We start from the raw sequence: 12,173 nt of genomic DNA, 5'->3' as shown, positions 1-12,173 counted from the left end.
ATAAATTATCCACTTTTAACACCAAAAACCTAACACTTAACCTTCACAACTGTTATCCATTATCAGTTACATAATTTTTTGCTTCTTCTGCCACTGCGTCGGACTTGTCATTTGTTAATTTTTGTAAAGCACCTTGAGCTTTTTCACCCCCCAGTCTGCCGAGGGCTTGGGCGAGACGGTGGCGTATTTGCCAATCATCGTTATCCACAAAGGGTAAAAGTAAATCAATAGCCCGATTATCCCCTAACTCTCCTAAGGCACTGATAGAAGCCGTTTGAAGCAAAGCATTATCAGAATTTAGAGCTTTTTCTAGGAGTAGAAATCCTCTACTATCCCCCAATTCTCCGAGGGCTGCCACAATACTAAATTGAATTAACCAGTCATCGGTGCTGTTATATACTTTTTCCAAGTCTGGATAAGCCTCTGTCATTTTTAGCCCCGCAATAGCATCAGCTGCCGCCGCCCGAACGTCGGACTCAGGATCATTATATAATCGGTCTAACAATACTTCTTTACTCTTGGCTAAATCCGCTCCTCCAAGGGTGTCGAGTTGTGATACAGCGGCATATCTTACCCTGACATTGTCATCGGCAATCACGGGGATAATCAATTCAAAGGCATCATCGGGAGATAGGTTTCTTAATTCGTTAATGCCCCGAATGCGATCGCCAAAATCCTCTGAGTAAAGGAGTTTTTTAACTGATTCTGGTGTGCTAGTCATATACTTTTTTGTTATGGTTGATAAATTTTAAATTGATAATCAATATTAGAATTAATTTACACTTTTTTTAAGTTTCCAAAAAACTTCCATAATGTAATTTTTCTAATACATAAAATTTACGTGAAACTCGCTCTAAGAATTATTGTGAATAAATACTGATAAATTTAGTAAAATTGACTCAATGTTATATTCTGCTTTTGTTTTAAAATTATTTGTTAAATTTAAATAATATCTGAAAATAAGTTTTGATAAATAGAAAAACTGTTAGAAAAACAGGGATAATGAATTATTAATGATCCAAAGCCATAGCTTGAATAATATCCCCTTGGGTAACAATGCCCACTACATTACCATCACCATCAACCACAGGTAAACGACTTATTTTTTTCTCATGGAAAATTTGAGCCGCTTTTTTTACAGTGTCATCAACCTTAACAGTAATCGGCTTGTTGGTCATTACTTCCCCCACACTTTGCCCCAAAGCTTTGTGTACATCTTTTTCATAACGATTAGGATTTTGTAGGTAAATAACACTATCCAAAATCATAATATATGGCGGTGGCTCAACCCCCGTCTCCTGCCACATTAAATCACTCTCAGAGATTACTCCCACCAGTTTATTATCCTTGTCAACCACCGGCAAACCACTTAATTTTTTTTCAGCCAAAATCGTAATGGCTTCGTTGAGGGGAGTATCAGGATTGACGGTGATGGGTGAGGGAGTCATTATATCAGCAACAGTTTTATTCATTTTTTTATATGAAAAATATCTTATGTCCTTAAATTTTACCAAAATCAAGGACTTGATAATTCAAAACTGTTAAATAATTAACAAATCAGATATTTAACCATTGCCCATTCCCCATGCCTCGCCTTTTATTGACTGATGTTACGCAAAAATATAATTAGTTTGAGGTGGTAAAAATGTTGGATGCTCACGCTATGTTCGTACACGTGTTGGGGAGGGGGCTAGGAGTTGGGGAGGGGGCTAGGAATTGGGCAAGGGGCGAGAGGCCCCTTGTTAAAGATAAAACCTAACTTATAAATGAGTACGTAATGTTAGTTCTTAAAATGCTTGACTACCTTTAAATTCAGCTTTTTGAGCATTGGCAGATTCTCCGCAGGTGCGAGGGGTGGGAAAGATTTTTTCAGGGTTGGCTAATCCTTTGGGATTGAAAGCACTTCTGACGTATTGCATGGTTTCTAAGTCTGGCTCACTGAACATATCTGCCATGTAACATTTTTTATCGCTACCGATGCCATGCTCTCCTGATATGCTACCACCTACTTTTACACAAAGTTTAAGAATTTCTCCCCCTAATTCTTCTACTTTTTCAAAACTTCCTTCTTCGGCTTGGTTATATAAAATAAGAGGATGTAAATTTCCGTCTCCTGCGTGGAAAACATTGGCGATACGGTAGCCATATTGTTCCCCTAAGGCACTTATTTCGCTTAATACCGAGGCTAATTGCGATCGCGGCACAACTCCATCTTGTACGAAATAATTAGGGCTAATTTTGCCCATGGAGGCGAAGGCGGCTTTTCTGCCTTTCCATAATTTTAGACGGGTGGGGGCATCTTCGGCGGAGGTAATATTTCTCGCACCGCACTGTAAACAAATTTCTCCTACTTTTTCCTTGTAGTTTTTGACTTCTACTTCTAAACCGTCTAACTCCACTAACAAGATGGCTTGGGCATCCCGAGGATAACATTGAGTAGCCACAATATCTTCCACGGCATTGATGCTAAAATTGTCCATCATTTCCATTCCTGCAGGGATAATTCCTGAGCGGATAATTTCGGCAACGGCTTTTCCTGCTTCTTCAATGCTATTAAAATCTGCTAAAACTACGGAGATAGAATCAGGAGTTTTAAGGATTTTTAGGGTGATTTCTGTGGCAATACCCAAAGTACCTTCTGAGCCAACAAATAAGCCTGTGAGGTCATATCCAGGGGTTTCTGGGACTTTTCCTCCGATTTTGACGATGTCCCCTTCTGGGGTGACGATGGTTAAGCCCAAGACATGATTAGTCGTTGTGCCATATTTGAGACAGTGGACACCCCCTGAGTTTTCGGCCACATTGCCTCCAATAGAACAAATGATCTGGCTAGAGGGGTCAGGAGCATAATAAAACCCTGCACCCGTGACGGTTTGAGTGACCCAATTATTGATGATGCCGGGTTGTACGACGATTTTTTGGTTTTCGTAGTCGATGTCTAATACTTTTGCCATACGGGCGGTAACGATTAAAACGCAGTCTTCGACGGGCAATGCTCCCCCTGATAATCCTGTCCCTGCACCCCTTGCTATCCATGGGATGTCGTTCTCGTGACAGATACGGGCGATCGCACTTACCTCCTCCGTTGTCCTTGGTAAAGTAACAACAGCAGGGCGTTGCCGATATTGAGGCAAACCATCACACTCATAGGTGAGTAATTCTTCTTTGCGTTTAATTACCCCTTTTTTCCCTAAAACTTTTTCCAACTGCTTAATTATCAGTTGCCATTTATTGCGGGTAACACTGAAAACCATTAATCTAATGACTTAATTATTATTTCACCATTGTATCTCAACCAATGAACCGAGGAAATAAATTAGATTACTTTATCTATATGGTCAATCGAACCAGTATTTTATGTGCTATGACTCGTTAAATTAAGATTTCCTTACATCGTGAGGATAATTACGTAAGAGTACTTAATAAAAGACGACTTTATCTTTATAATATACTTAGGTATGTTGATTGCAGAAGATTCCCAAAACAGTTTTTAGGGAATTTTTTAAAACAAAGGATAACGTTTGATATGAAATTATTTAAAACATTGCTTTTGCAATATCTCTAATACTTTTTATCCTAATCGGAATAGATAACAGAAAATTAGTTATCCCCGAATTTTTTCTTTTTTCTTCATAGAAGCTAAGCCTAATCCGCCTAAAAATAAAATCCCTACCATAGAAGAAGGCTCTGGAATCTCTAGTACCTGATCAAAATCAATATTATCTATACCGATAAAATCATTATTTCCGAATCTAATTTTTAAAATACCTCCACTAACAATGTTGAGATTTGTAAAAGTTTGAGTTTCAACATTTTGAAAAGAAAGTGGCCCTAAGTCTAATAATATATTGTCATTTCCGTCTAATATCTGTAAGATTTGGTCATTTTGATCAGGGGCATAACTTGCTATGTCAAAGCTATTAAGGCGAACCCTATACCCAGTATCCGGTGTAAAAGAGACTAAACCTTCGCCGTCACTTGAATAGCCAACACCATTCAAGTCACCATAGCCCTCTTGCCAAAAACTAAGATTATTAGAAACTGTAATATTGGGAGTAAAACCATTTCCTTCTTCATAGTTGAATATCCCATTATTGGTTGAATTAATATTATCACCATAGTCTTGGGAAATAAGGGCGCCATTCTGTATTCCATTTATGTCAAAGGTCAGTACCGAAGCAGAGCTTTTTTGGCTGGGAAAAAAAGTTAACAGGGATGCTGTTAAAGCTGATATTAATACGATTTGTTTCTTCATCTCATTACATTAGTTGTTGTTTACGATTTGATTGTAGTTATTTTTTGATATTAATATACATTTCATATAATTTTTAGTTTGCTAAATGATAAAGTTCTATGTAAACAAAATCACGGTATAGTAACTTGGAATAATTTGGTAAATGTATTCTTAATAATCAAGTATTGTGACATCATACTGTCAGTAATTACACGTAAGTATGACAGCTTTTAATGTTATCAAAATCAATACTTTTCAGCGGAGTGAAATGGGGAAAAATAACTGCCATAAAACAGATGTTTGTTACCCTAAAATAATTATATACGGATTAACTCAAATTGGTTAACAAAAAGAAACGATCGCCTTTATCACGACACAGTACAATTACCGTAGCAAGAGTTTAGAGAAAGACTATCTTCCAATAAATTCTTGATATTCTCGTTAAAAAAAATTAAACATATGTTTAGTAAAGTCCTGTTTATTAGCGCAACTCTTTTAGGTAGCATTACACTAGGAGTGTCAGCCCAAGACTACGATTCTGATCCGACTTATGGCTCGGCCAGACTCTCTGGAGGATTTTTACCAGATCCGCACACCATAACTGTACAAGCTGGAGGAAGCATTGATGCTAGTGAGTCCATCGGAGGCTCATGCGTTGGAAACATTTCTCAGGCTCCAGATTATCGTATCAATTTTACCCCTGGTTCACAACCTCTGATTATCTCAGTAGATTCAGCATACGATACAACCCTAGTCATTAATAATCCAGATGGTCAATGGTTTTGTGATGATGATAGTGGCAACTCTAGAAGTCATAACCCTTCCATACGCTTTAATAATCCAGAATCGGGTCAATATGATATATGGATAGGCACGTATAATTCAGATTTAACCCCAAATGCTGTACTACAAATATCAGAACTAAGCAGTAGATAAGGAGTGCAGTAAATTTTTAGGTATTAGGTTTAAGTGTTCAATATCTTATCAAAAAAACATTACACCATTAACAAAACGAAACGATCGCCCTTAGAGCCAAAGAGTATAATAGTAGTAAGGAGGACTAGCTACCAATAGACAAAAGCTAGATCGCAACATATGGTAATGATCACAGACAAAACCGCCTCCAACCCTACAGCAAAATTCCCTATCTGGGAAGAATTTGAGAGCGGAAAATGGCAACAAGAAGTTAATGTCAGAGATTTTATACAAAGAAATTATACCCCCTACGCCGACGACGAATCTTTCCTCAGCGATGCCACCCCCACCACCCATAACCTGTGGACGGAGGTTAAATTGTTGATGAAACAAGAAAGAGAAAAAGGAGTATTGGATGCCGAAACCAAAATTCCCTCCAGTATCAACGCCTACGGAGCTGGTTACATCAACAAAGACTTAGAAAAAATAGTCGGCTTACAAACCGATAAACCCCTTAAACGTGCCATCATGCCCAATGGTGGTATTAGGGTAGTGGAAAAATCCCTCGAGGCTTATGGATACAGCATAGATCCCTTAATCCATGATATATTCAACAAATATCGTAAAACCCATAACGATGGGGTTTTCTCTGCGTACACCACCGAGATGAGAAAAGCCCGTAAATCAGGTATTATCACAGGTTTACCTGATGCCTACGGTAGAGGCAGAATTATCGGGGATTATCGCCGAGTGGCATTGTATGGCGTGGACTTCCTCATGGAAGACAAACAAAATCAACTCCTCTCCCTTGAAATGGACTTGATGGATGAAGATACCATTCGCCTACGGGAAGAAATTACCGAGCAAATCAAAGCCCTCCAGGAATTAAAAGAGATGGCAAGTAGTTACGGTTTTGACATCAGTAACCCCGCCACTAACGCCACCGAAGCGGTGCAATGGCTCTATTTTGGCTATTTAGCCGCTGTTAAGGAACAAAATGGGGCGGCTATGTCCTTGGGGCGCACTGCCAACTTCCTCGACATTTATATTCAAAGGGATTTAGACAAGGGATTGATTACGGAAACCGAAGCCCAAGAATTGCTTGATCAATTTGTGATCAAATTGCGCATGGTAAGGTTTCTACGCGCTCCTGAGTATAACCAATTATTCGCCGCAGATCCAGTGTGGGTAACGGAAGTTATCGGCGGTATGGGTTTAGACGGGCGCCCCTTGGTGACAAAAACCAGTTTCCGCTTCCTCCATACCCTTTATAATTTAGGTCCTGCGCCTGAACCTAATTTAACCATTTTATGGTCAGAAAAACTACCCCTAGCCTTCAAACGCTATTGTGCTAAGGTTTCTATTGATACCAGTTCCATTCAATATGAAAACGATGACTTGATGCGCCCTGAGTATGGAGATGATTACGGTATCGCCTGTTGTGTGTCAGCCATGCGTATTGGTAAACAGATGCAGTTTTTCGGTGCAAGGGTAAACCTTGCCAAAGCCTTGTTATATGCCATCAATGGTGGTAAGGATGAAAATACTGCCATGCAGGTTGCCCCTGCCTATGCGCCTATCACGACGGAATATCTTGATTATGATGAGGTATCGGCAAAATTTGATCTGCTCATCGACTGGTTAGCCAAGTTATACGTTAATACTTTGAATGTTATCCACTATATGCACGATAAGTATTCTTACGAACGTATTGAAATGGCACTCCATGATCGAGATGTTTACCGCACCATGGCTTGTGGTATTGCTGGTTTGTCGGTGGTGGGTGATGCTTTCTCGGCAATGAAATACAGCAGGGTAAAAGTTATCCGTAATGAAGCTGGTTTGGCTATAGATTATGAGGTGGAAGGCGATTATCCTAAGTTTGGTAATAATGATGATCGGGTGGATACCATCACTGCTAATATTATGACGGCCTTTATGAATAAGGTACGCAAAAACAAAACCTATCGTCATGCCATTCCTACTCAGTCGGTGTTAACTATTACTTCTAATGTGGTGTATGGTAAAAAAACGGGTAGCACTCCCGATGGCAGAAAAGCTGGTGAACCTTTTGCCCCTGGGGCAAACCCCATGCACGGCAGGGATACTAATGGTGCGATCGCATCTATGGCTTCTGTGGCGAAACTACCCTACGAAGATGCGCAAGATGGGATTTCCTATACCTTCTCTATCGTACCCGAGGCGCTGGGTAAAACAGCGGATATGAGGATTAGTAACCTCGCTGGAATGCTAGATGGTTATTTCCACGATACAGGACACCATATCAACATTAACGTCCTTAACCGAGAAACTCTCCTTGATGCCATGGATCATCCTGAACAATATCCTCAGCTTACCATCAGGGTATCAGGTTATGCGGTGAACTTTATTAAACTTACCCGTGAGCAACAGCTAGACGTTATTAACCGTACTTTCCACGCTCAGTTATAGTGCTAATTTCGTTCTTTTGTTTCCTCTCCTTTTGGGGGGGATTTTTTTTTGTAAGCATCAAATCGGCTTTAAACGAGAATCTCAATTGGGTAATATTCCCCATACATTATTGCCGATAAAGGGTGGTTTACCCCTTATGTAAAGGAACCTTGATCTGGGAATATAAAGAAAAGATAAAGACAAAGGGAATTGAGGGGAAAACCATGGAATATGTCTATTTTATTGATAACGCTAGTTTAGTAATTAGGCTAATTAACTTTTTGATAAAAACGCCTTTATTTAAGGAATCAGAATTAACTGTGGTGAATCAGATTAATGGTTGGGTAATTCGTCTCAAGGCACCCTACTTTTTAACTCAATTGCAATACGGCAATTTGAGGGCTTTTCTTGAAGAAATAGGATATATTTATCATCCCAAAGTCAAAATGAACTTGGTATTTTGTAGCCTAGATATGGGAGAAACCCCTGTGAAAGTAATGGTTGATTATCAAGTGGCGATCGTTTCCCATGGTATTCCCAACACCGCCGAAATAGAAGCATTTCGCCTACAGTTTTCTCAAGGTTTAGGTTATTGTCCAAAAACTTTGGCATAACGCACTAAATCCCTTTTATCACAACCAAGAAAGCCACATTAAAAAGTTTTATTAAGAATTAATTTTATTTGGAACGGAAACTTTAAAATTTCGTCAGTGACAGAAAACACTATACATAAAAAAATGACACAAAATGTAATTTTACAAGGAAGTTTTAGCTCTACGGATTTCCTTCGTAGCTTTAACCGATTCTCTGACTTTGTCAATTTTCGTCGTCCTAGCGGGCGCCCTGTGGATGAATTTGAGTTCAGCTTAACAGGTAACGCAAGTCCTACCCTAACGGTTTCATCTCCGAGCTTAACCAACTCCGCGGACTTTAAGTTAATCTTGGTGAACACTAACACTAATCAAGTGGTTAGCTCTGTCACTTCTGCGGGGGGCAATGCTACCATCAGTGGTACACCTCTAAATGGAGGAACCAACTATCGCTTACAGGTAGTTGGACGGGGTGCGGCAGGGGCTTTACCTAATCTATTTGGGTTTACTCCTACCCCTAACTATACCCTCCAAGCGACCTTACCTCAAGTTGGAGTACCACAGTTTCAAACTTTTCAAGCCAAAAATAGTGACTTTACTACTATTTCCTCTGGATTAAATAGTGTTGGTACTACCAAAATTTTGGAAATTACTGACACTCTTTTTGTGGCAAGACAAAGTAGTAATGCTGGTAATGAAAAAATAGTTGGTTTTACCGATGGCGAAGCTGGAGACATTGCTGGAATCGGTAATGGTCGAGTGGGTTTTGCTGATGAATATCGTTTTTCTTTTGATAATCCGGGTAGTGCCTCCGATGTGGTTGTTACTATTACTGGTGTTGGAGGAAATGCCCTAGGGAACAATAACAGTGGTCCTTATATCGCCATACTAAATGATAGTACTGGAGAGATTTTGGGGCAGACTGCTTATACTGCTTTTGGCTTCGGTAATGATTTTGTTGCTGATAATGATAGTACCCTTATTACTATCCCTGCGGCGACAGTTAACACTCTGATTACTAATGGGGATGATTTACGGTTAAAAGTAGCCGGTTTTGAAGTGGAGGGAGGCGCAGAAATTGGTAATGTTAATCCCAGTCGTACCCTTGCTTACAATGTCAATGTTTTTTCCTCTGGACGTAATCTTTCTTTGGAAGAAAGGACTCCTAGCGCTGGGGGAGGAGAAAATTTTCTTACCCTTGATAGCAGTAACGCAGAAATTGCCTATGTAGCCTATTATGGCAGGCCAGCTGATCCTTCAGGACGTACTTTTTGGTCTAATGTATTGGGTAACAGTGGTATTAGTTATTCTCCCCGTAGTGGCGATGTTTTAGCCAATTTTTCTGAGTCTGCCAGAAATGCTTACAATCAATTTGTTAATGATTTTGGTAACTCCACGGAGTCGGGGCAGTTGTTTGGTGGTTTAAATACCGTTGCTCGTATTAACCAAATTTACCAACAAAACTTTAATCGTCCTGCGGATTCTGAGGGGTTAAATTTCTGGCTCAATGCCATTAATAATGGGGATGTTTCTTTACCAGCCGCAGCTTTGGAAATTGCTTTGGGTGCCACCAGTGGAGATTTAACTATCATACAAAACAAGATCGATAGTTCAAACCTATTTACTAATAGCTTGGTAAATCAGGGGGTTACTTCTCGTTATAGTGGTGCTGATGCGGTCACAGTGGGGCGTAATTTCCTTGATTCTGTTGGTTTATCGGTAGCTACCCAAGGACAGGTTAATACTTCTATTAATAGTCTTCCTGTGGTGTAATCGGATCTCCCTTGCCCCTTACTCAAGTTTCAGCGTTAGAGATCCCCCCTGCCCCCCTTGATAGGGGGGGAGTAAGATAAGGCTTTTAAAATAATGAAGGGGTAAAAGTTTTGATTTATTCCTTAAACTGTATTTTACGCTCACAAGAGAACTAAATATGGCAAGTCCCCTTAATAAGGGGGATTTAGGGAGATCGAAGGGAACGAAACCTCGGTCTTTAACGTCTTGTTGTAGGGGATTAGACTTTAGCTTTACGATTTTACTTTTACGGATAGGGATCCACTTCTTTTTAATGTAGGGAATAATCGTAAAAATCAAAAAAGTAGATTTTTTTGGAAAAAGTGTTTCATTTTCCGTTATTATCGCTATAATCTTAATCGTAATAGAACATCTCTTTATATAAGAGTGTGTGAGGAGTTAAACTAAAATACTTAAAAATAAAGTAATAAAAAGCCTTTCTATCTTACTCATAAAAAAGTCAAGATATGAAGATAAAATGTACTTCTAAATTAGATTAAATATTTTAATTTAGGGCATTATAATAAGTTTTAACTCCATTCTGAGGAAATATTGACAAGTTTTAAAATGCTATGGTAGTATTAATCAGAATAATTTTATTGACCAAAAATACAAAAACATCACCTTCTTTCAGGATAAAAAAATATGAGTACATTTAACTTTACTGGAGTTTTCAACAGTAACGATTTTTTCTATAATCCAGGACTTGCACCTACATCTACTAGCGTTTTCGATGAGTTTGAATTCACCGTAGGTGATGAAGACATAACTAACTTGAACTTTACCTTTGCCGCTTCTGTTCCTAGTGCTTTAAGTAGTGCAAACATCACTATTTTTAATGCTAAAACTGGTGAATTTGTTACTGGTTCGACTGGAAATGCTGGAAGCAACGGTGGTTTAGTTTTCAACACTGCTACAGCATTTGATGCAGAGGAAACCTATAGAGTCAAGTTTACGGCTTTTCCTGCAGGACCTATTGCTTTAAATCCTGGTGCATTTGACTTTGATGCAAGTAACTATCAATATAGTTTAACTGTTTCACCTGCAGCTGTTCCAGGGAATGGAATAATTGCCAGTGTTAATCAATTTAATACAGGATTATCCCCAGTTAGTAATGGCACTGGTACTGACTCTGTAAACATTGTTGGTTCTTTCACACCAACTGATAGTTTCAAAACTAGCAATGTTCTTAATCCTTTAGACACTCTTTTAGTTGATCAGTATCGCTTAGATTTGTCTGGAGCATTGGATACTGGTGAAAATTTAGACCTTACCGCCAATGGAGCTAACTTAAGATTGTTCAATGCAACAACTGGAGAACTAATTACCAGTGGATTGAACGCTATTCAAATAACCAACGCAAACTTTGGAAATCTTGATTTAGATGATGGTTTTGTACTTCAAGTAATTGATTCTACGGCTAATCAAAATGATGCTAACAATATACCTACTATTAAATCCTATGATTTAGGCATTGATGGTGAAGGTTTAAACATCGCTTTACGTGAGTTCACTGACTCTAGACAACCTTCTTTGGCAGATCCTGAGTTTGGTGGTCCTTTAACCTTGAATTCTGATAACGCTCAGCTTCTTTACGTTGCATACTATGGAAGACCTGCGGATCCCTCTGGTTTAGATTTCTGGGAAGATGCTATTGCAGCTCAAAATTTCAGTTACACCCCTAACAGTGGAGATGTACTAACTGGTGCAGCTCTTGACTTCTACAACAACTTCACCACTGATTTTGGTACTTCTACTGAAGCAAATAGCATCTTTGCCAACTTCACTACCCTAGGTGTTGTAGAGGAAATTTATCAGCAAACCTTCAACAGAACTGCTGACACCGCAGGAAGAAACTTTTGGACTGAACAAATCAACTCAGGTAGCGTAAGCGCTAGTACCGCTGCCATCGAAATTGCTTTGGGTGCTACTGGTACTGACCGAGTTACTCTCAATAACAAAATTGCATCTGCTGATTTAGTTACCACTGGTTTAGGTTCTAATTCTTCTTTCCTAGATAACTACACCACTGAAGCTGGTCGTGGTTTCTTAGAACCTATTGGCGGAAGCGTTGCTTCTCAAGCTCAAGTTAATGTATTCTTAGCTGGTTTAGCATAATTTATTTGCGAAACATCTTTTTATTACCCTCCGACATCGGGGGGTTTTTTTATGTCAATTTAGGTCTTAATTAAAACTAAATTGCCCATCGTTTC

Annotated in this window: 9 protein-coding genes; 5 read left to right on the top strand and 4 right to left on the bottom strand. The window is 39.1% G+C overall.

Annotated elements, in window-relative coordinates; all coding sequences use genetic code 11:
- Positions 1–52 precede the first annotated feature (52 nt).
- The 4 genes from nblB to AA637_RS08985 form a co-directional block, all read right to left on the bottom strand.
- Positions 53–721 carry a phycobilisome degradation protein NblB gene (nblB, locus tag AA637_RS09000; protein WP_446682475.1) on the bottom strand — a complete coding sequence of 223 codons (669 nt, stop codon included), beginning with the start codon at positions 719–721 and terminating at the stop codon, positions 53–55.
- A gap of 289 nt (positions 722–1,010) precedes the next feature.
- On the bottom strand, positions 1,011–1,472 hold the full coding sequence (locus tag AA637_RS08995; protein WP_446682474.1) for a CBS domain-containing protein: 462 nt from the start codon (positions 1,470–1,472) through the stop codon (positions 1,011–1,013).
- A gap of 315 nt (positions 1,473–1,787) precedes the next feature.
- A complete protein-coding gene (gene glcD, locus AA637_RS08990) occupies positions 1,788–3,254 on the bottom strand; it encodes a glycolate oxidase subunit GlcD (protein WP_446682473.1) in 1,467 nt (488 codons plus the stop codon).
- 350 nt (positions 3,255–3,604) lie between these two features.
- Complete coding sequence (locus tag AA637_RS08985; RefSeq protein WP_446682472.1) at positions 3,605–4,255, bottom strand: PEP-CTERM sorting domain-containing protein; 651 nt, start codon at positions 4,253–4,255, stop codon at positions 3,605–3,607.
- Positions 4,256–4,693: 438 nt separating this feature from the next.
- Here AA637_RS08985 and AA637_RS08980 point away from each other — a divergent pair, with 438 nt between their 5' ends.
- From AA637_RS08980 to AA637_RS08960, 5 genes are all read left to right on the top strand, one after another.
- Positions 4,694–5,170 carry a peptidase S1 gene (locus AA637_RS08980; RefSeq protein WP_446682471.1) on the top strand — a complete coding sequence of 159 codons (477 nt, stop codon included), beginning with the start codon at positions 4,694–4,696 and terminating at the stop codon, positions 5,168–5,170.
- 159 nt (positions 5,171–5,329) lie between these two features.
- Positions 5,330–7,600 carry a formate C-acetyltransferase gene (gene pflB, locus AA637_RS08975; protein ID WP_446682470.1) on the top strand — a complete coding sequence of 757 codons (2,271 nt, stop codon included), beginning with the start codon at positions 5,330–5,332 and terminating at the stop codon, positions 7,598–7,600.
- 203 nt (positions 7,601–7,803) lie between these two features.
- The gene (locus AA637_RS08970; RefSeq protein ID WP_446682469.1) at positions 7,804–8,193 is read left to right on the top strand and encodes a hypothetical protein; all 390 of its coding nucleotides are present in this window, start codon (positions 7,804–7,806) and stop codon (positions 8,191–8,193) included.
- 123 nt (positions 8,194–8,316) lie between these two features.
- Positions 8,317–9,942, top strand: coding sequence for a hypothetical protein (locus tag AA637_RS08965; protein ID WP_446682468.1), 1,626 nt, complete (start codon positions 8,317–8,319; stop codon positions 9,940–9,942).
- A gap of 792 nt (positions 9,943–10,734) precedes the next feature.
- Positions 10,735–12,078 carry a DUF4214 domain-containing protein gene (locus AA637_RS08960; RefSeq protein WP_446682467.1) on the top strand — a complete coding sequence of 448 codons (1,344 nt, stop codon included), beginning with the start codon at positions 10,735–10,737 and terminating at the stop codon, positions 12,076–12,078.
- Positions 12,079–12,173 lie beyond the last annotated feature (95 nt).

It is taken from the genome of Cyanobacterium sp. HL-69 (genome assembly GCA_002813895.1).
GTDB lineage: Bacteria > Cyanobacteriota > Cyanobacteriia > Cyanobacteriales > Cyanobacteriaceae > Cyanobacterium.
Note: the sequence above shows the minus strand (reverse complement) of the source record. Positions and strands in the feature narration are given on the sequence as shown.